Source organism: Hyphomonas oceanitis SCH89, from assembly GCF_000685295.1.
Taxonomy (GTDB): Bacteria; Pseudomonadota; Alphaproteobacteria; order Caulobacterales; family Hyphomonadaceae; genus Hyphomonas; species Hyphomonas oceanitis.
The window spans coordinates 16,597-41,071 of sequence record NZ_ARYL01000033.1 but is presented as its reverse complement, the minus strand read 5'-3'; the positions used below and the strand labels follow the sequence as shown (position 1 = coordinate 41,071).

19 protein-coding genes and 1 tRNA gene are annotated in these 24,475 nt (G+C 57.4%); 9 read left to right on the top strand and 11 right to left on the bottom strand.

Features of this window, described 5'->3' with window-relative positions; all coding sequences use genetic code 11:
• Together HOC_RS22420 and HOC_RS16650 are read left to right on the top strand one after the other, a co-directional pair.
• Positions 1-889 (top strand): hypothetical protein (locus HOC_RS22420; RefSeq protein WP_035540676.1); only part of this gene is annotated, 889 nt, incomplete at its 5' end.
• Positions 886-2,961, top strand: coding sequence for an amidohydrolase family protein (locus HOC_RS16650; protein WP_051625024.1), 2,076 nt, complete (start codon positions 886-888; stop codon positions 2,959-2,961). The genes HOC_RS22420 and HOC_RS16650, both read left to right, overlap by 4 nt.
• Positions 2,962-3,048: 87 nt before the next feature.
• Here HOC_RS16650 and HOC_RS16645 read toward each other — a convergent pair whose 3' ends face one another.
• The 3 genes from HOC_RS16645 to HOC_RS16635 all read right to left on the bottom strand — a co-directional run bounded on the left by HOC_RS16645 (position 3,049) and on the right by HOC_RS16635 (position 5,618).
• A complete protein-coding gene (locus HOC_RS16645; RefSeq protein ID WP_241767071.1) occupies positions 3,049-3,582 on the bottom strand; it encodes an Lrp/AsnC family transcriptional regulator in 534 nt (177 codons plus the stop codon).
• Between the two features lie 236 nt (positions 3,583-3,818).
• The gene (locus HOC_RS16640; RefSeq protein WP_035540671.1) at positions 3,819-4,565 is read right to left on the bottom strand and encodes an SDR family NAD(P)-dependent oxidoreductase; all 747 of its coding nucleotides are present in this window, start codon (positions 4,563-4,565) and stop codon (positions 3,819-3,821) included.
• A 72-nt stretch (positions 4,566-4,637) separates the two neighbouring features.
• Positions 4,638-5,618: an LLM class flavin-dependent oxidoreductase gene (locus HOC_RS16635; RefSeq protein WP_035540669.1), complete on the bottom strand. Its 981-nt coding sequence runs from the start codon at positions 5,616-5,618 to the stop codon at positions 4,638-4,640.
• A gap of 235 nt (positions 5,619-5,853) precedes the next feature.
• Between HOC_RS16635 and HOC_RS16630 the strand changes: the two genes are divergently transcribed.
• From HOC_RS16630 to HOC_RS16600, 7 genes are all read left to right on the top strand, one after another.
• Complete coding sequence (locus HOC_RS16630) at positions 5,854-7,041, top strand: CaiB/BaiF CoA transferase family protein (protein ID WP_035540689.1); 1,188 nt, start codon at positions 5,854-5,856, stop codon at positions 7,039-7,041.
• A gap of 201 nt (positions 7,042-7,242) precedes the next feature.
• Positions 7,243-8,352, top strand: coding sequence for an efflux RND transporter periplasmic adaptor subunit (locus HOC_RS16625; RefSeq protein WP_241767070.1), 1,110 nt, complete (start codon positions 7,243-7,245; stop codon positions 8,350-8,352).
• Positions 8,353-8,357: 5 nt separating this feature from the next.
• Positions 8,358-11,486, top strand: a complete 3,129-nt coding sequence (locus HOC_RS16620; protein ID WP_035540667.1) for an efflux RND transporter permease subunit — start codon at positions 8,358-8,360, stop codon at positions 11,484-11,486.
• A 326-nt stretch (positions 11,487-11,812) separates the two neighbouring features.
• On the top strand, positions 11,813-12,421 hold the full coding sequence (locus HOC_RS16615) for an ANTAR domain-containing response regulator (RefSeq protein WP_162174883.1): 609 nt from the start codon (positions 11,813-11,815) through the stop codon (positions 12,419-12,421).
• 446 nt (positions 12,422-12,867) lie between these two features.
• Positions 12,868-15,465, top strand: coding sequence for a TonB-dependent receptor plug domain-containing protein (locus HOC_RS16610; RefSeq protein ID WP_241767069.1), 2,598 nt, complete (start codon positions 12,868-12,870; stop codon positions 15,463-15,465).
• A gap of 142 nt (positions 15,466-15,607) precedes the next feature.
• Positions 15,608-16,450, top strand: coding sequence for a sulfite exporter TauE/SafE family protein (locus HOC_RS16605; RefSeq protein WP_051625022.1), 843 nt, complete (start codon positions 15,608-15,610; stop codon positions 16,448-16,450).
• 74 nt (positions 16,451-16,524) lie between these two features.
• On the top strand, positions 16,525-17,685 hold the full coding sequence (locus HOC_RS16600) for a pyridoxal phosphate-dependent aminotransferase (protein WP_035540663.1): 1,161 nt from the start codon (positions 16,525-16,527) through the stop codon (positions 17,683-17,685).
• 95 nt (positions 17,686-17,780) lie between these two features.
• Here the strand turns inward: HOC_RS16600 and HOC_RS16595 are convergent.
• From HOC_RS16595 to trbL, 8 genes are all read right to left on the bottom strand, one after another.
• Positions 17,781-17,857 (bottom strand) — tRNA-Arg (locus HOC_RS16595).
• Between the two features lie 16 nt (positions 17,858-17,873).
• Positions 17,874-18,182, bottom strand: a complete 309-nt coding sequence (locus HOC_RS16590) for an ETC complex I subunit (RefSeq protein ID WP_035540660.1) — start codon at positions 18,180-18,182, stop codon at positions 17,874-17,876.
• A gap of 317 nt (positions 18,183-18,499) precedes the next feature.
• The gene (locus HOC_RS16585; protein WP_035540657.1) at positions 18,500-19,549 is read right to left on the bottom strand and encodes a nucleotidyltransferase family protein; all 1,050 of its coding nucleotides are present in this window, start codon (positions 19,547-19,549) and stop codon (positions 18,500-18,502) included.
• Positions 19,550-19,953: 404 nt separating this feature from the next.
• Entirely contained in the window at positions 19,954-20,172 is a 219-nt protein-coding gene (locus HOC_RS16580) for a DUF2274 domain-containing protein (protein ID WP_035540654.1), read from the bottom strand.
• Positions 20,169-21,428: a TraB/TrbI/VirB10 family type IV secretion system protein gene (locus HOC_RS16575; RefSeq protein ID WP_035540652.1), complete on the bottom strand. Its 1,260-nt coding sequence runs from the start codon at positions 21,426-21,428 to the stop codon at positions 20,169-20,171. Before HOC_RS16575 ends, HOC_RS16580 begins: the two co-directional genes overlap by 4 nt.
• On the bottom strand, positions 21,425-22,447 hold the full coding sequence (gene trbG, locus HOC_RS16570; RefSeq protein ID WP_035540650.1) for a P-type conjugative transfer protein TrbG: 1,023 nt from the start codon (positions 22,445-22,447) through the stop codon (positions 21,425-21,427). Before trbG ends, HOC_RS16575 begins: the two co-directional genes overlap by 4 nt.
• Positions 22,448-22,459: 12 nt before the next feature.
• On the bottom strand, positions 22,460-23,146 hold the full coding sequence (gene trbF, locus HOC_RS16565; protein WP_035540649.1) for a conjugal transfer protein TrbF: 687 nt from the start codon (positions 23,144-23,146) through the stop codon (positions 22,460-22,462).
• A 1-nt stretch (position 23,147) separates the two neighbouring features.
• The gene (gene trbL / locus HOC_RS16560; protein ID WP_035540647.1) at positions 23,148-24,473 is read right to left on the bottom strand and encodes a P-type conjugative transfer protein TrbL; all 1,326 of its coding nucleotides are present in this window, start codon (positions 24,471-24,473) and stop codon (positions 23,148-23,150) included.
• Positions 24,474-24,475: the final 2 nt, after the last annotated feature.

Sequence of the window (24,475 nt, the reverse complement as noted above, 5' to 3'; positions counted from 1 at the left end):
CTTCTGTCTCAAAATACCTGACGACGAACAGGTCTCACCCCTGCTCAATGCCAGCGCTAGTGCCAGCGATCTCGGCAACGTCTTTGCGTTGCCGACCATGGTGGCGACGGCATGGCGTTTCGGCAAGTCATCCATTGAGGCATCAGGTGAAGCAGAGGCTTGGGAAATCGCCCGTCGGTTCAGCGAAACGGAGTTGCTCGTCGCACTGGAGCAGGGCGATCTGCTTGATGAATCGGAAAAGCAGAGCCTCGCTAGCGAAGTAGCCGCGATGACGGGCTTGCCATCGGACCTTGTGCTTCAGGCCAACTTGCGCGTCGGTATCCAGGACTTTCTTGAAACACTTCTCGCGGGCGATAATCTTCTCATCAGCCGCCTCAACACGGCAAAAACTCAATCTGTAAAGCCTATCGCGACTAATACAGACCGACCGGCCGCCGCAAATGACCCATCTTTGGGACTGGGACGATCCAACAAGATCCTTGCTTCGGATATTGCGGCCTACCTTACGGACATGACCGGGCTTGATCAGGGTGAAGACTACAGGTCACTCAATCTCGACGCCAACTTTGCATGGGACTGGTCAGGCGCTAGCCTGGAGCTCTTCTATGCTGACGCCACGCCCCGTGTTGCTGATTTCATGAACGTGAAGACGGATGCGCGGCTGCTCGTTTTTGGTGGCTACCGCGATCTCGCGACGCCGTTGCTCGCGACACGATATGCACTGACCCATGCCGGGCTGCCTCAGGAGCGCGTCGAACTAAAGATACTTGCTTCCGGGCATTCGCCTTTTGATGAGGACGCGCTCAGGGCGCCGTTCGCAGACAGTATCTATACTTTCATACAGACCCACACGGCCACCATGGCTACCAAAGGAGAGCAATCCCAATGAAGCCAATAAAGTGGACGCTCATGCTGACAGCAGCCGTTACTGTACTCACTGCATGCGGCACCGCAGAGGTGGCCGGTAAGGAATCGGCGCTGCCTGAGACGCAGTCGCTCAGCATCATCCAGAATGGCGAGAACGTTGGCTACGTGAAGGCGACCGGAAAAGGCGATGCCACGGATGTTGAATACTATGTCGACAGCAATGGCCGAGGCCCGAAACATTCCGAGCATCTTGTCGTTGATGCGCAGGGCATTCCAACCGAATGGACCATTGCCGGCACTTCGCTCATGGGCGGAGATGTTAGCGAGACATTTGAATTTCACGACGGCATTGCGACATGGAAAAGCCAGGCAGATTCCGGTGTCCAAAACCAGGATGCTCCAGCCCTTTATGCCGTGAACGACGGCAGTCCGTGGGCGAACTATGTCTATGTGAAAGCCCTGTTGGCCGACCCAGATCACTCGATGGCCGTTATACCTTCCGGACAGCTGCGTCTTGAAGAGCTGGACGGCGTCGCGCTTGTGTCCGGAGATTCCGAGATCGCCCTCGACATCTATCTCTTGTCGGGCATCGACATGGCGCCAAGTCTTATTGCGCTTGACAAGTCCGGTGCGTTCTTTGCTGATTTTTCAGAATCATCAGCCATTGTTCAGACCGGCCATGAGGATCTTGTTACGCCGCTCATGGAACTGGCTCGCACGCTCAAGGTGGCACGCGCAGAAAATCTGGCCAAGCAACTACGCCACACCTATGGCGGCGCCTTTGCAATTGCGAATGTGCGCATTCTCACGCCCAGCGCAGGCACGCTTAGCGAGCCATTGACAGTCATCGTGCACAATTCTCAAATCGAAAAGATAGAGTCTTATCCCTCGGGCGACGATCTGACCGAGAGCATGACTGTGTTCGATGGGCAGGGCGGAACGTTGATGCCCGGCATGTACGATGTCCATTCCCACGCGTCGCTAGACTCGGGTTTATATTACATTGCCGCTGGCGTGACTTCTACGCGCGACATGGGCAACGACAATGACTTCCTCACAGACCTCATGGCCAAGCTGGACGCAGGAACTGTCGTCGGACCACGCATTACCCCGGCGGGCTTCATTGAAGGCCGCAGCCCGTTTTCTGCGCGCGTTGGCATCATTGCGTCAACAGAACAGGAAGCGCTTGATGCCGTCAATTGGTATGCGGATCGCAAGTACCCGTTCATCAAGATCTATAACTCTATGAATCCCGCATGGGTGCCCGCCATGGCGACGCTGGCGCACGGTCATGGCATGCGCGTTATTGGGCACGTGCCAGCTTTCACCAATGCGGACAACATGATCAAAGCTGGCTACGACGAGATCACGCATATCAACCAGCTGATGCTCGGCTGGTTGCTGGCACCTGATGAAGATACGCGTACGCCGCTGCGTCTCACGGGCATGGCGCGTGGCGCGAAGTTGGACCTAAATTCCGAGCAGGTGCATACGACCATATCGCTCATGAAAACTAACAATGTGGGTATCGACCCGACGGCCGTCATCCTCGAGCGGCTGATGCTGAGCCGCGCGGGTGCCACTCCACCCGGTGACGTCGACTATCTTGACCACATGCCAATCGGCTACCAGCGATACCGCAAGCGCACTTTCGTGACGCTTGAGGATGCTGCTGCGGATCGGGCTTATGTCGAAGGCTTCCAGAAGACGCTGGCTACGCTCAAGCTGCTCTATGATTCTGGTATCCGGATACTGCCCGGAACAGATGATGGAACGGGATTTACGGTTCATCGTGAACTTGAGCTCTATAACAAGGCTGGCATCCCGGTCGCTGACGTTCTGGCGATCGGTACACAAGGGCCGGCCGAGTATCTTGGCTATGGCGATACACTTGGAACGATCGAGGTTGGCAAGTTCGCCGACTTTGTCCTGCTTGCAGGCAATCCGCTGGCTGATCTAAAAGCCATCAAGGCGCCAAGAATGGTCGTGAAGAATGGGGATGTCTACTTTCCAAGCGAGATATACGAAGCATTGGCAATTAAATCATTTGCTTCTCCGCCGGCGGTTCTGAACGGTGGCGCTACTTCTGAGTAAGCTCCAAGATGCGCATGAAAGGTCGGCCACTTTTCGTAAGGCGAAAAGCGGGCCGGGCTTTGCCCCCTTGCCATGTGGTTAAGGCGCCTAAAGCGCCAAATTGCCTCGTACCGGTACAGCGGTTGTGGATTTGATCTCGCCAAGAGTGGCTGTGGAGTTCACATTATCCACACCGGGCAGGTTCATCAGGAAATTCATCAGGAAGTCTTGGTACCAGCTCATCGATTTGGCCTGTATTTTCATCATGATGTCCATCTCGCCGAAGATGGAATAGCATTCCAGGATTTCCGGTGTGTTCTCCACTTTCCGACTGAACGTCGCGCGGTCCTTTTCTGACAGTCGCTGTACCTTAAGGTACGCGAATATATGCAGGCCGAACCCAAGTTTTTCGCGGTCGAGGATGGCGACCTGCCTCTTGATGTACCCTTCGTCCTTCAGGCGCTGCAGTCGGCGCCAACAGGGTGATTGGGAAAGTCCGACTATTTCCGCCAGCTCAACTGTTGAAACGGAGCAGTCCTTCTGGAGCTGTTCGAGGATTTTGATGTCAAATGTCGATAGAGGATCTGTCATCGGGGTAGAATGCAAGCAAAAGTGCGATAAAGCAAGATAGATAATGCTCATATACTTCCAGATCCGCCATATGCATGTGGCATTGGTAAATAAATTATCTATATTATGTCTGAATCATATCGGCGCATCTCTATTCTGAGGTCGATCTCTCTCAGGTCTTAGCTTGACGACCTGGTTTCGGAATTTGCCGTTATCTCTCATCTTTAAGGGTGGGGTAATGCCGGGCATGGTACTGCTACACAAGCAGTTTTCTGGTCCGATTGCGTGCCGCGACTTTCGCTTGTCTTCTAGAGGGATAGGCCGCCATCGACGATGAGCGTCTGGCCGCAGACATAGGCGGCTAAGGGGCTTGCGAGGAAGATCGCGGCACCGGCCATGTCTCCGGGGGTGCCCATACGGCCTACCGGTATGGCCCGCAAAGCGCCCTCAAGGCGTTTTGGGTTTTCGGTCGTTACCTTGGTGAGCTTCGTATCGACAAGGCCCGGAGCGAGGCCGTTGACGCGGATACCGTCAGGCGCCCAAGCTTGGCCCAGCGTCTTTGTGAGGCTGATGGCGCCAGCTTTTGAGGCGGCATAGGCCGGGTTGCCGACATTGGCCGACAGGCCTGAGATCGAGCTGACGATAATGACCGAACCCTGTGTCTTTGCGAGCATGGGTTTGCAGACGCGGGAGCAGTGCATCAGGCTGTCGAGATTGACGGCCATGACCTTGTCCCATCCGGGGTTTTCGAATTCTCCGCGTTTGTAGACGACGATGCCCTGGCTGAGGACGAGGCAATCGAGGGTGTCGAAGTCAAGCTGTGCAGATTCAATTTCGTCGGGGCTTCCGACATCAACCTGCTGATAGAGGAGGCCTTCGAGATCGCTGCCATCGGCTGGATCATAGTCAGACGCCTTGGCGCGTGTTCCCCAGACATGTACTTCAGCGCCGCGGGCGCGGAAGGCCTGTGCGATGCCATTGCCGATGCCGCTAGACCCTCCAACGACGAGTACGCGTTTTCCGGTAAAATCTGTATCATCAAAGTTCAAAGTCATTTCCTCCGATTTTATTTTCTGCAGCAACATCACCTATCTTGGCGGTGTTATGCAATCCCGGAGGCGGGGGGATTAATTTTGCGTGCTGGCGATCAGTTCGAAAGAGCGTAGGCGTGCGCCGTGATCATATACGTCGGATACAATGATAAGCTCTTCAGCGCCGGTTTCGGAGACGAGGGTTTCAATGCCTTTGCCGACGGTGTCCGGTGACCCGACAATGGAGCGGGCCAGCATGTTCTGGGCCTGTGCTTTTTCCGCAGGGGACCAGTAATCGTCGATATTATCGATGGGAGGTTGGCTGAAAGAGCGTGTGCCGCGCAACAGGTTGGCAAATGACATCTTCTGCGTGGTCGAAAGGCGCTGGGCCTCGGCATCTGTTTCGGCAGCGATGATGTTCACGCCGACCATGGCGTATGGCTTGCCCAGCTGTTCAGATGGCTTGAAACGGCTGCGGTAGATTTCGAGCGCGGCCATGAGATGCGCAGGCGCAAAGTGTGAGGCGAAGGCGTATGGCAGGCCAAGCTCTGCTGCCAGCATGGCGCCGAAATGACTGGAGCCGAGGATCCAAAGTGGCACGTTTGTGCCTGCGGCGGGTACGGCCTGGACGCGTTGGCCCGGTTGGACAGGTTTGAAGAAGGCTTGCAGTTCCATGACGTCCTGAGGGAAACGTTCGGCCGCTTCCTGGGTTGTGCGCAGGGCGCGTACGGTGATCTGGTCGGTGCCGGGAGCACGGCCGAGGCCGAGATCGATGCGTCCGGGATAGAGTCGTTCAAGGGTACCGAACTGCTCGGCGATCACGATCGGCGCATGGTTCGGTAGCATGATGCCACCTGCGCCGACCCGGATTTTCTTAGAGCCTGCAGCCATGTGGGAGATAACCAGCGACGTCGCAGCACTGGCGATACCGGCCATGTTATGGTGTTCAGCCACCCAGATGCGGTTGTAATCCCAGTTTTCGGCGTGTGCGGCGAGGTCGCGCGCATTGTCCATGGCGGTGCGAGCATCAGTGCCTTCGGTCACTCGGACAAGATCAAGTATGGACAGTTTGGGCATCAGTCAGCGCTCCGGAATGGCGTCGCGCGATCAGGCAGCAACGGTGAGCAGGTTACTTGGGGACGCGCCGAGCCGAAGTCAAAAAACTGGCTGAGTGCCGCCGGGGAAGGGGATTGGAAGTCTCCTCTCCGCATTGAAAACCCCCACTCAAACCCGTAGCAAACCCCTGAGAAACCCGTCGGAATCCCGTCCGCAAGGACGTGAAGCCGTTGATAGAATGATCGAGGAAATGCCCATGCCCGGCACCAATGTACTCTCCGATATCCGCATCGCTGACATGACGACGGTCATTTTCGGTCCCTATTGCACGCAGACCCTTGCTGACATGGGCGCAGATGTCGTGAAGGTCGAGCCGGCGGCAGGAGATGATTTCCGTAACGTCGGCAAGCCTGTGAACACGAAAAGCATGGGCCCGTGCCACCTTACCATCAATCGCGGCAAGCGCTCGGTTGTCTGGGATCTCAAATCGGACGAGGGCAAGGCGGCTATCACCAAGCTTATCCAGCAGAGCGATGTGTTCATCCATAATGTCAGGGAGGATGCGGTGGCGCGGATCGGGCTGACCTATGAGGAGGTCAAGGCGATCAAGCCGGATATTGTCTATGTGCATTGCACGGGCTTCGGATCGAGCGGTCCCTATGCCGGGCGTCCGGCCTATGATGACCTGATTCAGGGTCTTTCTGGCACGGCCAGCCTGCTGCCACGCGTGGACGGCAATCCTGCACCGCGCTTCCTGCCGACGGCCATTGCAGACAAGGTGTCCGGCCTGCACGCTGTCTATGCCACGCTCGCGGCGCTGCGTAAGCGCGACCGGACCGGGGAAGCCGTGCATGTCGAAGTGCCTATGTTCGAATGTATGACCCATTTCCTGCTGGAAGAGCACCTTTACGGCGAGACGTTCGATCCCCCGAATGGTCCAGCCTGCTACCAGCGGCAGGTCGACCCCTCACGGCAACCGCTGGAAACAGAAGACGGCTGGATCACTATTGCGCCTTATGTCGACGCGCGTTGGATTCGCCTGTTTGACGTGCTGGGAGCGCCGGACGAGCTAAAGGACGAACGCCTCAATGACCGGCGGGGGCGTTATCACAACATGCCCTACATGATGGAGCGAGTTCAGTCTTATCTCACCGCTAAACCGACTCAGCATTGGCTTGAGGCATTCTCTGCGGCGGACATTCCAGCGGCACGCGTAAATGATATTACAGAGCTAAGGGATGACCCGCATCTGAGGGCGGTCGGTTTCTTCCAGAAACGTGCGCATCCCACCGAGGGGAATTATTGGGAGACGCAACCCCCGGTGATTTTCAGAGACGAGTCGGCCCGTACAATCCGCCCGGCTCCCCTCATAGGCGAGCATACAGACGAGGTTTTTGCTGAAATCGGTCTCACTGCTGCTTCAAAAACAGATTCCAAGGATTGAAAGCGGCTCTTAACCGATAAATTTCTCGTTACCATTGGGAAACTGTTTGTTTTTTGATGCTAAGCGAGACGCTCAACATGGTATTGCCTATTGGACTTGGCGAACTACTTCGTGAAGTGCAGGGACAAAGCCATGTCGGCGCTTGTTTCCGGGCATTCGTGCGGAAGTCTCGCAGATGACGGAACATCATAAGGCATTTGAATGGCACATACTGGCCGTATCTGGAGCAAGCTGACTCTGCCGCGCGCGCTTGGCGCGGCCGTTGCTGTCATGACGCTTCTCACAGCGCATGCATTCGCTCAGGGGCGGGGGCCCTCCAGCGTGTTCGTCGCGGAAGTGGGTAAACAGGATTTTGCCATGCGGATCGAGGCGCTGGGTACGTTGAAGGCAAATGAGCGCGTGGAACTCACGCTCAATGTCGCCGACCGCGTAACTGCGATCTATTTTGACGACGGTGAGCGCGTAACGGCTGGCAAGACCCTTCTCTCCCTCGCGCAACGTGAGCAGGTCGCTCTGGTCGAATCTGCCCAGGCCACAGCTGATGAAGCGCGTCGGCAGTATGAGCGCGCCCAGCAACTCGCGAGCCAGGATGCGATCGCCCAGACATCTCTTGATGCAGCCCGCCGTGATCTCGACAGCGCTACGGCTCAGCTTCGCGCAGTTCAAGTTCGCCAGAAGGACCGCGTCCTGGTTGCGCCATTTGATGGCGTTCTCGGGTTCCGGATGGTCAGCGTCGGCTCCTACGTCAAACCGGGTGATGTGGTTGCGACACTGGTCGACGATAGCGAAATGAACCTCGATTTCGGCGTCCCCTCGAACTTCCTTTTGTCACTTAGGGCTGGTGTGACTGTTACGGCGACGACCGATGACCTGCCCGGCATGGAATTTGCCGGGAAGATCGACAGCGTCGACAATACAATTGACCCCGTCACGCGATCGGTACGCGTACGTGCCGTTCTCCCAAACCCTGACCGTGACCTGAAGGCTGGCATGTTCATGCGTGTCACCATTCTGGTCGACGCTCGCACCGCCCTATCGATTCCTGAAGGGGCAATACAGCCACTTGGACCTGATAACTTCGTTTTCGTCGCCATGGAAGAAAATGGCAAGAAAATCGCGCGAAAGCGAAAGGTCCAGATTGGCCTTCGCCAGGGCGGGAATGTTGAAGTCCTTTCCGGACTGTCACAGGGCGATCTCATTATTACCGAGGGAGCGATCAAGGCGCGCGATGGGGGTGAAGTCCTTGTGCGTGAGCGTTCTGCTGTTTTCCCTGGCGCGTCCGGCAACGGCGCTGCCCTCAACGCACAATAGCCCGGATGTTGCTGTCAGACGTCTCCGTCAAGCGTCCGGTCTTCGCATCTGTCCTGTCGCTTATCCTGATCATTTTCGGCCTCGTCGCCTATAATAGGCTGGCGCTGCGCGAATACCCGGACATTGACGCGCCAATCGTGACGATCAGCACGCGTTATCCCGGTGCCTCGGCCAATGTGATTGAGACGCGCATCACGCGAGTAATTGAAGACCGTATCGCCGGCGTCTCCGGCATCCGCTTTATTAATTCGAATTCCACTGATGGCCGCTCGCGCATCAGTATTGAGTTCAGCATCGACCAGGACATTGACGCGGCGGCCAATGATATTCGCGACCGCGTATCAGGTGTACTGAACAATTTGCCGCCGGAAGCCGATCCCCCCGAGATCGAGAAGGCGGACGCGAATGATGACGTCATTATCTGGCTGAACTTCGGCAGCGATCGCATGACAACGCCTGAACTGACCGATTATGCGGACCGGTACATCGTTGACCGTTTCTCTGCCCTCGATGGCGTTGCGCGTGTACAGGTCGGCGGCGCGCGCGACTATGCGCTGCGCATATGGATCGATCGGCGGGCGCTGGCCTCCCGTGGCCTAGCAGTAAGTGACATTGAGAATGCGCTAAGGCGGGAGAATATCGAAGCCCCAGCCGGCAGTCTGGAGTCTGATTCCCGTAACTTCACGGTCCGGATTGAGCGGGCCTTCAAGACACCGCAGGACTTTGCCGGACTGGTCATTGCACAGGGAGATGACGGCTATCTTGTGCGCCTTGGCGACGTTGCGCGCGTTGAACGCGGTACGGCCGAAGACAGGACGACCTTCCGGGGCAATGGCGTTCCCATGGTCGGACTGGGCATCATCAAACAGTCAACGGCCAACACTGTGGAAGTGGCCGCCGCGGCGAGGGATCTGGCCGACGAGATCAGCAAGACATTGCCGGAAGGCATGGTGATCGCGCGGGGGTCTGATTCCTCGATCTTCATCGATGCGTCCATTCGCGAAGTCTACAATACACTATTCATCGCTGTTGGGCTGGTGACAGTCGTCATCTTCATGTTTCTAGGCAGCCTGCGATCGACGATAATCCCGGCCATTACGGTGCCGATCTCGATTATTTCTACGTTCATCGTTCTGTTAGCGCTCGGCCTATCGATCAACCTGCTCACGCTGCTTGCGCTGGTTCTGGCCATCGGCCTTGTCGTGGATGATGCCATCGTTGTGCTAGAGAACATCCACCGGCGGATGGACGAGTATGGTGAAACACCGCTTGTGGCTGCCTATCGCGGCACGCGTCAGGTGGGCTTTGCCGTAGTTGCGACAACGATGGTGCTGATCGCGGTATTCCTTCCTATCACGTTCCTGCAAGGCAATGTCGGCCGCCTGTTCACCGAGTTCGCGCTGACGATGGCCGCCGCCGTTTTCTTCTCCAGCATATTGTCCCTGACGATCGTGCCGATGATGTCGTCAAAGCTTTTGAAGCCCAAGGCGAGGACGGGCGTTACGCGTTACATCCCGTTGGCGATCGATAGCGTCTTTGCTCGGCTAAGGACTGGTTATGGCTGGATTCTGAGTAAACTCATCTACCGGCCGATCTTTGTGATGCTCATACTGTTGGGTATTTTCGGAGGCGCTGCCTGGCTTTACCAGAATATCGACGAAGAATTCGTGCCTCAGGAGGATCGCGGTACATTCTTCATCAGCATTCGCGGTGAGGAAGGCGCATCGTTTGATTATATGGCGACCTATCTCGATGAGATCGAGCAGCGCCTGCTACCTTATACGGAGTCTGGAGAGGCAACCCGCCTTCTGGTTCGGGCGCCGGGATTTGGCAGTTCGAGCTTCAACCAGGGCTTTGTTGTGGTCGTGCTGGATGACTGGTCGAAGCGGCGCTCCGGTGACGAGATCATTGCGGAGATAAATCGCAAACTGTCTGACATGCCTGGTATTAGGGCCTTTGCGGTTATGCGGCAGGGGCTCGGCGGGGGCAATGGAAAGCCCGTTCAGTTCGTGCTTGGCGGGCCGTCCTATGAGCAGCTAACGCAGTGGCGCGATACATTTGTGGCGGCTCTGGAAGACAATAACCCGGGCCTTGTTGATATCGACTGGGACTATAAGGAAACTCAGCCACAGTTCCGTATCTCGATCGATTATGACAGAGCCGCCGACTTGGGCGTGACCGTCGCCGATATCGGCAATACCTTGCAAACCATGCTCGGATCGCGCCGCGTGACTACTTATACCGACCAGGGCGAGGAATATGATGTCATCCTCGAGGGGCTGCGGTCGGACCAGAATACGCCCACGGACGTGCAGAACATCTATGTGCGGTCATCGCGCTCGGGGCAGCTTGTTCCACTGTCCAGTCTGACCAAGATCGAGTCCATCGCCGATAGTCCCAGCCTCAACCGCTACAATCGCGTCCGATCCATCACCATCGAAGCGGGGCTTGCACAAGGAGTCTCGCTAGGTACGGCGTTGAGCGGCATGGAGCGTATCGCGAAGGAAGTTCTGCCGACAGAGGCCACGATTGACTACAAGGGCCAGTCGCTGGACTTCAAGTCGTCCGGAGGTTCCATCCTGTTCGTGTTTGCGATCGGTCTGGTTATTGTGTTCCTGGTCTTGGCCGCCCAGTTTGAAAGCTACCGGCATCCTATCATTATTATGCTCTGTGTGCCGGCAACGATTGCTGGCGGTTTGCTGGGCCTATGGCTCACGGGCAATACACTGAATATCTATACGCAGATCGGATTGATAATGCTGGTCGGCCTTGCCGCAAAGAACGGCATCCTAATCGTGGAATTCGCTAACCAGCTGCGCGATGAGGGTGAAGAGTTTGATGTGGCACTACGAGAAGCGGCTCTGGCACGCTTCCGGCCAATCGTGATGACCAGCCTCACCACGGCCGCTGGTGCTGTGCCTCTCATTTTGTCGGAAGGGGCAGGGGCTGAAACTCGTCAAGCCATCGGCGTCGTTATCTTGTTCGGCGTTATCACGGCGGCGTTCATTACCGTATTATTTGTGCCGACGGCTTATGCGCTGATTGCACGGAAATCGGGTTCACCGAATGACGTGGCCCGGCGGCTTGAGGCCGAGGAAAAAGAGGCCGATTTGGTTCCTGCGCCTGCTGAATAGGCTTTCTACCTACTCGTTACGGGTGGAGTCGCAAGATGCCAGATAGTTACTCGGAACTGCCACGTTGTGGGCAGAAACCCAATTTGTGTGCCCAAGGTTGCATCTCGCCAGGCTTCCGGTCGCGCCGAGCGGCGATTCGCCTTGTATTCAGGGCGACGTGCCCCTGAAGCTACCTCAAATCTAGTAGCAATCAGGGGCTCGGCGATATTCTGCTTTATGGCAATACCTAAGACACGATCATTGCTAATTGGACCCGGTAGCCTGGTTTTGGCCTCATGGTCATGCCAGTGGCTGCGGAGCGTTTCTCAACTATCGAGAAGCACACCATGAACGTGCCGAATTACGATCCACCTGTTATTCCGCTGGAGATTCTGCTCGTCGAGGATGATGTTGCCAGAGCGGCAATATTCGATGAAGGGCTCGGCAATACGGCAAATGTGCGCCGCATAGGCGAGCTATCCATGCAATCCATTATCGCCGCGACTGATATTCATAAAGCCGATCTACTTATTATTAGCCGTCATGTGCCCGATGGCGACATGATCCGCGTTGTGGAAGAGCTTTCCGGCAAGCGCCCGATGCCGATTGTCGTATTTGTGGAGGCTGACCAAGGCGATCTCGCGCGACGGGCAATTAGGGCAGGTGCCAGCGGGTACATTGTCAGCGGCCTGTCTGCTGCGCGGGTTGGGCCGGTGCTTGACGTTGCGATGGAGCGGTTCCGGCTGATGGATGCGCTTCATAAGGAACTGTCACGGTCCAAGAGCGACCTGGAAGCCCGCAAGCTGATCGAGCGGGCCAAGGGGTTACTGATGGAGCAGCGAGGCGTCACAGAACATGCTGCTTATGAAGCGCTTCGCAAGATGGCCATGTCGCGAGGAAAGCCTGTGCGCGAGATTGCAGAAACAATTGTCGCCATCTCGAACATGCTTCCGTGAACAATATGCGTTTCGTGCGGTGAAGGCTGATTTGCTTAGCCTACAGCGCTTTCACCTTACCCATACTCAGCACGTGTTAGTGCACCGACATTAAGCTTCCCGCATGTTGCGGTGCATCATTCCTGTGCGGCCACCCATAGTAGAGCCAGAAGCATATAGATTTCAGTATGAACAAGTCCTTGCTCCGGCTCTGCTGAGAACTGGTTCAATGTAGAACCGATAATGCGGCTCGATGTTGGGCCCGTAATGCGGTCGCCTGGCGACAGCGACTTTTCCACATATCGTGAGGTCTTCGGGATCTCTTATCGACTTATCCAGTGTGACGCTTTGCGACGCATGCGGAGAAGTACTGAATTTGTCCGCTCTGCGGATGGGGTCGCGCTGCCCGACAAGCAGCGTAACAAAACGGAGTAGTAAAAATGAAAAATTCTTTTCGAACATATTTGATGTCTGGTGTCTTTCTTGCAGCAGGCGGGCTGACGGCAACCGCACAGGAAATTGCCGCCGCGCAGGAGCTTGCCGTCACAGATTCGGTGTCGGTCCAGCAGACCATTACGGTGACAGGTTCTCGCGGCAAACCAAGGACGGTCGCCGATTCTGCTGTTCCTATCGATGTACTCGACGAAGCCACTATTAAAGACGTCTCGTTCACTGATACGAATGACGTGCTCAAAACACTCGTGCCATCCTACACGATTGGCCGTGAGCCGATTTCTGATGGATCTACATTCGTGCGCCCAGCCGCACTTCGTGGTCTCTCGTCCGACAAAACTCTGGTTCTCGTAAACTCAAAGCGCCGCCATCGTGCTGCGCTCGTGTCTATTGGTGGGTCAGGTACACAGGGTCCTGACGTTGCGACCATTCCCGCGTCCGCTTTGAAGACAGTTGAAATCCTGCGCGATGGTGCTGCGGCCCAATACGGTTCCGACGCAATCGCCGGTGTTATCAACTTCATCCTCAAGGACTCGGCAGAAGGCGCAGAAATTACAGTCCAAGGGGGACAATATTATGAAGGCGACGGCGAAGACCTTCTGATTGCAGGCAATATCGGTTTGCCGCTCGGCGAGAACGGCTTCATCAATATCAGCCTTGAAGGTACAAGTGCTCAGCCTACGAGCCGCGGCAAACAATGGGACGAAACCACGTCATTCGATGTCGATGCCTATGTGGCCGCAAATCCGGACAAAGCCTATCTCTATGGCCCCGGCGGCGACTATGACTCAAGCAACGTTCAGATATGGGGACAGCCTGAATCGGAAGCATTCCGTTCGTTCGTGAACATGGGCTATACGCTTCCAGGCGGGCAGGAACTTTACGCTTTCGCCAACTACTCGAACTCATCGGCCGATGGTGATTTCAACTATCGCTTCCCCGGCAACTCTGTGAACGGCCCGCTGATCCGTCTGCAGGACGGTTCGACATATAAGTTTGACAGCCTTTTCCCGGCGGGCTTTACGCCACGCTTCTTCGGGAACGTTGTCGACTATTCAACAACGGGCGGTATCCGTGGCGAATTCACGCCAGACTTCACGTATGATTTCTCGGCTCGTTACGGCAAGAACCAGATCAACTACAAGCTAGGCAACACGGTCAACCCGTCGCTGGGTGACAGCTCTCCAACAGTCTTCCATCCGGGCGATCTGATTTCGGATGAAGTCGCGGTTGCTGCTGACTTTGTCTATTCCTACGAGATGGGCGGCTTCGCCAGCCCAGTCGATTTCAGCTTCGGTGCTGAATGGCGGGACGAGGGCTATGAGGCTGTTGCGGGTGACGTAGCCTCCTACATTGCCGGCCCGTATGCCTTTGCAGATCCATGGAATTTCTGCGACGGCGCGGCTCCGACAGCAGCGGGACTAGGCGTCATTGCCGATGGCTCAACGCTCGATTGTGCCGATCCTTCGGACCCGGTGTATACACTCAATGGTGTCGGTTCGAACGGCTTCCCGGGCTACTCGCCGGATTATTCGGGTTCGCTCAATCGCGACAGCTACGGCATCTATGCTGGCGCCGCAGCTGACCTTACGGACGCTCTGTTCGTGGAGGTTGCTGGCCGGTTCGAGAACTATTCCGACTTTGGCGAAACGACCAATGGCAAGATTGCCGCGCGTTGGTCGGTTACCCCGAACGTCAATATCCGTGGCTCGGTCGGCACAGGATTCAGGGCACCAACGCCAGGCCAGCTGGCCACGACGAACGTGTCAACACGCTTCCCGGCCGGTGAACCGGTCGCATCCGGTCTTTTCCCGGCCTCCAACCCTGTGTCGCAATTCCTTGGGGCCGAAGAGCTGAAGCCTGAAAAGTCGACGAACTACTCCCTTGGTGCAACGGGCACCTTTGGCCCGTTGAGCGTAACGCTTGACCTCTACAAGATTGACATCAGTGACCAGTTCTATGCATCGCGCTCTATCACCGTGACGCCGGAAATCCGGGATCAGCTGATTGCGGCAGGCGTACCGGGCGCTGATACGATCGGTGCTGTTCAATTCTTCCAGAACGCGTTTGACTCCTCAACAGAAGGGGTCGATCTGGTCATGACCTATCTCGCTGATTGGGGCACGGCGGGTTCGACGGCCTTCACGCTGAGCTCGAACTACAACACGTTCTCGGTTGAGAAGGTCAACATTGACGGTCTGTTCCTCGAGGAAGATGTGTATGACTTCGAGAATGGCACGCCTAACTATCGGACGACGTTCACGGTATCGCACACGATCGGGGCTTACACTTTCCTTGGCCGGGCGAACTATTTCGGCGAGTATAATCCATCACAGTGCCTCACGGGCGCGGCAGCAGATGGTTATAGCTGCCCAGGCGGATTGCTTACTGAAGATTCAGGCAGCGAGGTCCTGTTCGATATCGAGGCGACTTATGCCTATGACGACACGACCAAGTTCACGGTCGGTGCGCGTAACGTAACGAACGAATATCCTTACGAACCCGATTACAACAACCTACGGGAGACCGGAAATGGCCGGATCTACCGCTCTGACTCAATTGTCGATTGGCAAGGTGGTTTTGTCTATTTGAAGGCAACCAAGAGCTTCTGATGCTTATGAGTACAATCTGACTGTCCTTTAGGCAGATGACAAAAAATACAGGGAGCGAGGCAACTCGCTCCCTGCTTCGCTTTCAGGACTGTGCTTATCGTCCTTGCGAGCCCCTCATCATCAAATAGAAGCACTCAATTACATGTCATTATCAAATCTCGATCTGGCTCACATCAGCCAGCTGATCGCCGTTTTGCTTGCTGCAGGCCTTGTTGCAGGATTCGTCGCAGGACTTTTTGGTATCGGAGGCGGCTTCGTTGTCGTTCCGGCCCTTCTGCTCACTTTCAACGTCTTCAATGTTGACAGTGATGTGATCACTCACCTGGCAATCGGCACCTCTCTCGCGACCATCATTGTCACCTCTCTGCGCTCGCTGCATGCGCACAACAAGCGCGGTGCCGTCGATTTTCAGATCATTAAGGACTGGACAGTCTGGCTCGTGGTCGGCGCAGTGATCGGCATTCTCATTGCCCGCTACATGGACGGCCGTTCGCTGAAATGGATTTTTTCCCTCGGTGTCTTCCTGATGGGCGTGCACTTCATCGCACCCGTCATGCAGCCGAAAAAGGCGATTACGACGGATATGCCTAAGGGGCCACTTCTTGCGGCCATTGCGACATTCCTGGGCGGGTTCTCGGCTCTGCTCGGCATTGGTGGCGGTACGATTGCCGTGCTCGTCATGACGGCATGTGGTCGTCCGATTCACCAGGCTGTCGCAACGGCAGCTGGTTTTGGCGTGATCATTGCCGTGCCGGGGGCGATCGGTTTTGCGATACTCGGTCTTGGCGAGGCGGGCTTGCCATTCGGTTCGATTGGCTACGTCAACGTGATTGCCGTTCTGGCAATTACTGCTATGTCTTTCATTACCGCGCCTCTCGGAGCGCGCGCCGCGCACAGTCTCAACGCCGTAGCACTGAAGCGTATATTCGGGATTTATCTCGTCGCAACGTCTGCGATCGTCCTGTACAATTCGTTCACTTCCTGATCCTTCATTGGGAGCCTCGGAACGCCTGCCGGGGAACATCCCATTTATAAACAACCAACGACTGGGGAAATAAAATGGCATTTGATATTTCACGACGCTTAGTTCTGACGGGAGCCGTCGGCGCTACCGTCGCGTGCGCAACGGCGTGCACGACAGCACAATCCGCATCAGCCCAAGGTGCTTTTCCAGCAAACGCTCCGTCTGCTGATCCTGATCCGGAACTGCTTGGCCCGCGCGGGGGGGTGGCCCTCCTGTCGCGTAATGAAAACCCTTATGGTCCGGCGCCATCAGCGCTGAAAATGATCGAATATGCTGGTAAGAAAGGCGCGTATTATCCGGACATCGCCGGCGCAAAACTGGCCGAAATGATCGCTGAGCGTCACGGCGTGACGTCTGACATGATCGCCATCACAACGGGTTCGGGCGAAGCGCTCAGCGCCATCGCCCTGATCTATGGCAAGAACGGCCCTATCGTTGCGCCGCGCCTATTCTGGGACACGACGGCACTTTATGCCGTGAACCTCGGTATGGCGGAAATTGATCGTGTTGCGCTTGCGCCTGACATGAGCACCGACCTGGCTGCAATCGAAGCGAAGGTCACGACGAGCACCGGCCTCGTGCAGCTTTGCAACCCGAATAACCCGACCGGCCTGGTTGCTGATCCGGTTGCCTTGAAAGCGGCCGTGGTGCGCATGTCCAAGCTCACGACTGTGCTCGTTGACGAAGCCTATATGGAACTGGCTGACGATCCTGATGGCAACACCTGTATTGGCCTTGTGAAGGCAGGACACAATGTCATCGTGTCGCGTACCTTCTCGAAGATTTACGGCATGGCCGGTATTCGCGTTGGCTACACTATCTCGTCGCCAGAAATTGCCGCCAAGATCCAGTCCACCGCCATGTCATGGATTTCCGGCGTCGGTCTTGCTGCTGCAATCGGCAGCTACAATGACACCGCCTTCCTCGCCTTCTCGAAGGGCAAAATTGTTGAGGGCCGCAAGATGGTTCTCACCACGCTCGATGCGCTCGACCTGGAATACCTGCCGTCGCAGACGAACTTCGTCTACTTCAAGTCAGGCAAGCCGGCGAACGAAGTGGCCAAGGCCATGAAGGATCGTGGCATCTATATCCGCGGCCAGTACATGGATTACACAGATTGGACCCGCGTTTCGATGGGCAAGATCGAAGATGTGGAGCGCTTCTGCAAGGCGCTGCCGGAAGTCGTTGGCGTCTGATCGCCATCTGCTTTGAAGCGACTGAAAGACCGGGGCGAAAGCTCCGGTCTTTTTCGTTGGGGGACGGGGAGGTGTGTCGCTAAACTTCGAATCAGTGGTGACCCCTGCAGGACTTGAACCTGCAACCGTCGGATTAGAAGTCCGGTGCTCTATCCAGTTGAGCTAAGGGGCCACGCTAGTGACGCGCCTTAGTGCGTCCAGGGTTGCTTGCGGTCAAACGCGAAATTCTCGCTGTACGTCTTTACCAGACGTTTGCGCTCACGTGATTCTTCGACACGGAATGTCATGCCTTCGCGCTGCGCATATTCGACGGCTTCATCCTGGGTATCAAATTCGAGGCGGATCTGACCTGATGTGTCGTCGATGCTGGTCCAGCCCATTACGGGGTCGGCACTGCGATGTGCACCGGGTTTTACGAATTCGAGGACCCAAGCCTTGGTATTGCCGCGACCGGACGTCATGGCGCTTTTGCTGGGTCTGTAGATCCGCGCTTCCATATGACCGCCTCGTTTCGTCGAGAAGTTATTGGTCGGAGCGAGAGGATTCGAACCTCCGACCCTCTGGTCCCAAACCAGAAAGTTGGTGGAACGAGCCTTTCGCAAGACCCCTGAAAAAACAATGCATTAAGTGGGTTTGGACCCCGCTTGCCGCAATACCTCCAAACGCCAAGCCACCAATAAGCCACCGTCTGAGTTACAATGCAGCCGGAATAGCGAGGCTTGGCCCCATGCGCAACCATTATGGTGCTTTAGGCTATTGAATTGCCCCCCTCCATGAATTCCACCGCATGAGGCGAAATTTTCGACAGAGCAGGTCAGTTGTTTGCTTCCAGGAGTGTTTGAATGATTTCCCGTGATTCATTCCCAAGACGTGCAGCGCCCTGGCTGAGCCTTTCCTGCCAGGCCGGTCCTCGCGCGGCGGCCTCGTTGAGGGCGGCGATCAGATCGTCTTGTCGGCGTTTGGCAACGAGCGCTTCGACGAGAAGGCCGGCCTGAATAATATCCTTGTCGGACTTCACGGCACTCTCGCCAGTGTCCTTCCGCGTGGTTGAAACAATCAGTTTGTGGACAGCATACCGCTCCGGGGATGGAACGTTTACGAGTGCCCCGAAGCGCGTGAGGATCGCTGCTTCGACCGTGTCTCTCAGCAGGAAGTCTAGAGAGCGCAAGGGCAGCGCATCGGATCTGAGGCTGGGAAGGTTCACCGGCGCGTCCCGGTCTGCCCCACGATTTGTTGTAAGGACGTCTACCCGGTATCCTCCGGGGCGTGCATATGTTGTTGCTATGTTGGGTCCTGCCAAGGAAGGGATCGGCGCAAAATCAGGGTCGACCGACTTCAGGACGTCGATCAGTGAGACGCCAAGTGCATCATTGAGTGCGACAGATACGCCATAGTCTTGTGCGAGGTCGACATCACCGGTTCGTATGGCGGCGTTCGGTAGCTTCACACCAAGAAGGCCGGAATAGGTCTGGAATGCGATTGTGCCGACAATCACGCCTCTTAGCCGGAACACGCCAGCCTCCGCGAATGCCTCGATCACGGCTCCCGTCAGTCCATCTGGCTCAGGCAGGCCTGCGCCCGAGAGTGAGCGCCGGATGGCCTTGCGTGTATCGGCATGCGCTTTCGCGTTCATCGCACTTTTGATGGCTGTCTGGCGCTCTGGCGTGTCAGCGCCCAGATACCGTTCAGGCGGACGCCCTTGCGGTGTCGTCGGCTCCTGTACGTACCAGTAGTCCTTTCCGGAAATGCTTCTTTTGCGAAACGTCGACCCCTCTGGAAAGTCGGAAGCCGCAGCCAGCCGCAGCTGGTCTATCAGCTCGGCGTAACTGGTCTGGATGACGAGGGGAAGTTCCTGGATGGCCATTTACCGGCAAAATATAAAAATGCCGGCAAAAGTCAATACCTACCGCTTTATGGTAACTAGAAGACTTTCAACCGCGGCCAGCACACGGGCCGTGATTTTGACCATACCTCTGCTAAAATTTGTCGCTGGTAGTCGACGCCTGAACGGTGTTGGTCACCACAGCCTCGGCGAATTGCTGTCGAATATAATCTCCGGGGTACCTTGGACGACCGGCACGAACGGAGAAAGGCGGCCATTGTCCGCGTACCCGACGCTTTTCCAGACCGGACACGGTCCACCCGGTAAGGTCGGCGCACTGTTTCGGTGTCAGCCAGCTTGTCTCGCTGGTGAAATCGGCTTCACTAATCTTACCCTTTGCCATTGGGCATACTCCACAATCTGATGTTGATCCGGCGACACCGCAATCAAGATTTCTTTGCCTTTCGGAATCCGGTGTCACTTGCCAGAAAGGTTTCCAGCATCAGTGGCACCAGCGCCGAGGCCGGAACCTCCACCCCGTGAATCTCCGAATGGATGCGTGCATAGTCCTCCAGCTCCGTAGCCAAAGCAGGATCGACTAGGACGGCGAGTTTCTGCGGCGTCCGGTCCGGCAGCGGCCCGATTTTCAAACTTACTTCACTCATGGCCGCTTGCCTCCTTCATAGGGTTTCAGAACGATGTCCTTGTTGACGAGCACGCCGAGCCGCCAGCCGGGCCGGATGGTGATCGAGGGCTGGACGTCGAGACTGCGGCGTACGATCTCCTGGCCCGCTTCATTGGCGCCTGTCTGCGCCGAACGGCGAAGGGCCTGGGCAATGTCTCCCTCGTCATCGCTTGCGAGTTCCGACCCGACGCCAAGCAGAGTGGAGAGTGCAACGCCTTGGAGCAGCTTCCAGGAGTGATAGTCGACCTTGTCTTCCAGGCCTGCATACCCACGCGCATCGACACCGGCGAGATTGTCGATCCGGATGGACGTGCCGTCCGGCATCACAATCCGGCTCCAGACGAGCAGTGCGCGGGACTGGCCGAACGCGATGACGCTGTCATAGCGGCCAATGAGTCTCGCGCCCTGCGGCACGAGCACGATTTCGCCGGTCACGGTGTCATAGACAGGGCTTGTCACCTGCGCGATGACCTGACCCGGAAGATCGGAGTTTACACCCGTCAGCAGGGTTGCTGGAATGATCGCGCCCGCCATCAGCTGGTAGGGAGAAACCGGTGTCTCCAGCCGATGCGGATTGTAGATCGACGGGTCGGTCTCGGTGCCTAGGAAATCAAGCTTGCGCACCTGCCGGTTGGGATCTTCGCTCAGCGACGATCCGAATGCGCCGTTTGCAGATGGTGCAAACGCCGAGAGGTCCGGAAAACTCACCGAAGCCGCTGAGGGATTGGCAGTACTCTCTCCAATGCTCCTCGCCGCGGTTCCCGATCCAACCTGGAAGAACACCCCACTCCCACGCGCTGCATCAGAAAGCGCCGCTTCACGCGCGCGCAGCTCTGCCTCCAGTGCCGCCAATTGCTCACGCATGGGATCACCTTCAGGCGCATCCTCCGCCGGCAATACCATCCGTCCTTCGCGCTGCGCCTTCAGGATCGGCGTGCCGAGGTCTCCCGGAAGCGGTGGCCCGAGCACATCGTCTTCCGGCGCAATCTCACCATAGGATTTCGGAAGCGCAGCCAAGCCGTCCGCCTCCGGATTGTGTCCGGTATTGTAAAGTTCGCGCGCGGGTCCAGCCGCATCATCCTTCGGGCCTTGCAGGGCAAAGGCGAGCGATCCGAGTACAATCGCACTACCGGTCCCGAGCAGGATCATGAGTGCCCGCTTCGAAAACCGTTTGACCGGGCGCGGGCGCCCTCGGATTTCGAGCGGCTGTGCTGGTGGGGAAGCAGTCTCTGTCATGGCTGCGCACTGCCAAGGTCATTGCGCGCAATCCTCACGACATCCTGTCGCTTTTCCCCTAGGCGCAGTTCGGCGCGGGCGAACAGCCGGTCGACGACATAATAGTCGCCGGACATGCGATAGTTGACCAGCTGAGACTTGCCGTCCCGGCCAATTACGAAGAGGGCCGGGGCCTCGCCCTGGTCGAGCCGGGCGGGGAACTGGATATAGACCTTGCGGCCATCATCGAACACGCGATCCGGCCGCCAGTGCGGGAAATCCCCATCCATATCGTACCTGAACTTCAGCCGGTCCAGCTGCAACCCGGCGGGAGACGCTGAAGCGGACACCGCGCCCGACCGCGCGACCCGCGTCACTAATTGCTGGTCAGCATAGCGCCAGGACACGGCCGCCATATAGGTTTCTTCGAACGCACGGAGTTCAAGATGATAGGCCCGCAGGCTGGTCGTGATAATGAGGTTGGTCTTGAGACCGGCCTGTGTCGGCTTGATCAGGATATGCGCCTGGGCATCGGTGCCCGTCCCGGACACCGTATCGCCCAACACCCAGCGCACTGTGTCGCCTGCCGAGACCGAGACAAGCTCCTCGCCGGGCTGCAGGACAATGTCGGTCACCTGCTCCGGCGCGCAGTAGACCTGATAGAGCGCGCCCACGCTATAGGGATAGACTTGGATCGCGTTCATGTAATTGTCGAGCGAGGGTTCGACCGCCGCCTTGCCGTTTGCCGTCTCTATGGCCTGGTAGGGCTGGAGCGATGGCCCATCCGCCTCCGTTGGCATTGGTTTCAACTGGCCGGGCATCGCGCCGGTGACACGTGTCGGTGTATAAGTACGGTACGCGACCGGCATTGGCGAAAGGTCGGCGTCGGCGATATTGATCTCTTCCGCGTAAGGGGCGAGATAGAGATCTTCGACATAATCCGGCTCATCGAGTGTGATGTCGGGACCGACGGCGGTAGGGAAAGACTCGCAAGCCGTAAGCGCGGTTGAGGCGAGGAGGATCAGGGCAAGGCGTTTCATGGGGGAGTGCTCCTATTGGTGGTCTTTCGACCAGTTGAGGCCGTGGACGTAGAGGCCGAGAGGATTGGCCCGCAGGGCCTCTTCCGTGCGTGGCGGGTCGATGACGATCGAGAACACGCCGGTATGGTTTGACTGGCCGGTCTCGGTGCCATTTCGGTAGGCAGTCTCGCGCCAGCGCACCGTGAAGCTTTCGTCGGACGCGCGCACGACGCTCGTCACGTCGACCGACACCGAACGTCGCCCGAGGTCGGCAAAAGGATCATTGTCGCGGGCATAGTCATTCAGCGTCGCAGCGGCCCGGTCGGTCGCATAGGCATAGGCCGTCAGCCAGTTCTGCCTGACAACGACCGGATCGATGGAGATGGACCGCGTGTTCTTCACAAATTCTGCGAGGTGGAACGCGATCTGCGCATCAGTCGGTTCATAGCGCCCGTCGGCCGGGCCGACGGCGCGCACGGCGCCTTCGCCCGTCAGTTCGACCACATAGGGGGTGACGAAAGACTGGGTGGAGCGCCAGACAAGGCCGCCCGCGAGGACAAACGAGAGGGCAAGACTGCCCAGTGCGGCCAGCCGCCAGTTTGCCGCCTGCACCCGGGCTGAGCCGATCCTGTCGTCCCAGGCCTGCGCGGCGCGCTGGTAGGGCGTGACCGGTTCCGGTGTCTCGCCATAGCGGGTGGAATTTCGCTTCCAGAGATTCATGTCAGTCCTCGTCATTTCTGAGTTGTATCGAAGTGCCACCGCCCGGCCGGTCGCCGTCGCGCACAGCTGAGGCAGCCATCATGCCGGCATCGCGGGTCGACAGATCGCGCCGGATACGCCTGGCCCAGTCAGGGGAAGAATTCGGTCCATTGGTTGGACCGGCGTTCGGCGCGCCCGTGCCACCCGTCGCCGCGAACGCTGCGCGTGCTCCGGCCTGATGACGCTCGCCTGGGGTTCCAAATGCCCGCCGGGCAAAGGCTTTCGCGCCAGACGCTGCCGCGCGAACACCTGCTTCCGCGACACCGCTCATGCCCGCCATCGTTGCGCCGGCACCGGTCTTGCCAGAAGCGGCCGCATTCATCTGGTAGGCTGTGCGAGCGCCGCCTGCCATGGACGCCGCGGTGCCAACAGCGCTGCGCGTACCGCTGGCTGTTGCGCCGATGCCTGCCTTGGCGAGGCTGCCACCCGCAACCGTTCCGGCCGCCACACCGGCGGCGGTGCCGACGGCCGCCCCAGCCCCAAGTTGTGGTGCCCCGGATACGAGGCCTGTGGCGATGCCGGGTCCGACCAGGCCGAGGGCCAGAAGCGAGAGCGATCCGAGGATGACGGAGGCAGCCTGTTCAAGGGTCACCTCGTCTGGCTGGAAGGTCGATGTGATGGAGGAGAAAATGGTCGAACCAATGCCGACGATGATGGCAAGCACCATGAGCTTGATGCCCGACGCGATAACATTGCCGAGCACTTTTTCGGCGAGGAACGAGGTCTTGTTCCAGAGCGCGAACGGGATCAGCACGAACCCGGCCAGTGTCGTCAGCTTGAATTCGATGATGGTCACGAAGAGCTGGATCGCGAGGAAGAAGAAGGCGAGGAGCGTGATGATCCAGGCGAGGAACAGGACCGCGATGATGACAATGTTCTGGAAGAAGGCGATCGGTCCGGTGAGCTTCTCGATCTCGTCTAGAAGAGGCAGGCCGGCATCGAATCCGGTCGCTGCGACGAAACCGGGTTTCATGATATCGTCGGCGGTGATCGTACCGCCGGTGGCGTTAAGGCCCAGCTGCGCAAAACTCGTGAACACCACGTCCGAGAGAAGGGCAAAATTGCCGAGGATCAGCGCGAAGGCGCCTACATAAAGGACCTTCTTCAAGAACCTGACGACAATGTCGGTATCGGGGCCCATTGCCCAGAAAAGTCCGGCGAGCGTGATGTCAATCGCGATGAGGGCGCTTGTCAGGAATGCGACGTCCGGCTGCAGGAGACCGAACCCGCTATCGATGTAAGCCGAGAAGGTCGCAACAAACTGGTCTATGACGCTGAGGTCTTCCATGG

Excerpts from the sequence above, each read along its gene's own strand:
- trbL (WP_035540647.1), bottom strand. The coding sequence starts at position 24,473 with ATGGAAGACCTCAGCGTCATAGACCAGTTTGTTGCGACCTTCTCGGCT.
- HOC_RS16580 (WP_035540654.1), bottom strand. The coding sequence starts at position 20,172 with ATGAGTGAAGTAAGTTTGAAAATCGGGCCGCTGCCGGACCGGACGCCG.
- HOC_RS16600 (WP_035540663.1), top strand. The coding sequence starts at position 16,525 with ATGGCATTTGATATTTCACGACGCTTAGTTCTGACGGGAGCCGTCGGC.
- HOC_RS16610 (WP_241767069.1), top strand. The coding sequence starts at position 12,868 with ATGTCTGGTGTCTTTCTTGCAGCAGGCGGGCTGACGGCAACCGCACAG.
- HOC_RS16645 (WP_241767071.1), bottom strand. The coding sequence starts at position 3,582 with ATGAGCATTATCTATCTTGCTTTATCGCACTTTTGCTTGCATTCTACC.
- HOC_RS16650 (WP_051625024.1), top strand. The coding sequence starts at position 886 with ATGAAGCCAATAAAGTGGACGCTCATGCTGACAGCAGCCGTTACTGTA.
- HOC_RS16585 (WP_035540657.1), bottom strand. The coding sequence starts at position 19,549 with ATGGCCATCCAGGAACTTCCCCTCGTCATCCAGACCAGTTACGCCGAG.
- HOC_RS16625 (WP_241767070.1), top strand. The coding sequence starts at position 7,243 with ATGGCACATACTGGCCGTATCTGGAGCAAGCTGACTCTGCCGCGCGCG.
- HOC_RS16640 (WP_035540671.1), bottom strand. The coding sequence starts at position 4,565 with ATGACTTTGAACTTTGATGATACAGATTTTACCGGAAAACGCGTACTC.
- HOC_RS16630 (WP_035540689.1), top strand. The coding sequence starts at position 5,854 with ATGCCCGGCACCAATGTACTCTCCGATATCCGCATCGCTGACATGACG.
- HOC_RS16590 (WP_035540660.1), bottom strand. The coding sequence starts at position 18,182 with ATGGAAGCGCGGATCTACAGACCCAGCAAAAGCGCCATGACGTCCGGT.
- HOC_RS16635 (WP_035540669.1), bottom strand. The coding sequence starts at position 5,618 with ATGCCCAAACTGTCCATACTTGATCTTGTCCGAGTGACCGAAGGCACT.
- HOC_RS16620 (WP_035540667.1), top strand. The coding sequence starts at position 8,358 with ATGTTGCTGTCAGACGTCTCCGTCAAGCGTCCGGTCTTCGCATCTGTC.
- trbG (WP_035540650.1), bottom strand. The coding sequence starts at position 22,447 with ATGAAACGCCTTGCCCTGATCCTCCTCGCCTCAACCGCGCTTACGGCT.
- trbF (WP_035540649.1), bottom strand. The coding sequence starts at position 23,146 with ATGAATCTCTGGAAGCGAAATTCCACCCGCTATGGCGAGACACCGGAA.
- HOC_RS16605 (WP_051625022.1), top strand. The coding sequence starts at position 15,608 with ATGTCATTATCAAATCTCGATCTGGCTCACATCAGCCAGCTGATCGCC.
- HOC_RS16615 (WP_162174883.1), top strand. The coding sequence starts at position 11,813 with ATGAACGTGCCGAATTACGATCCACCTGTTATTCCGCTGGAGATTCTG.
- HOC_RS16575 (WP_035540652.1), bottom strand. The coding sequence starts at position 21,428 with ATGACAGAGACTGCTTCCCCACCAGCACAGCCGCTCGAAATCCGAGGG.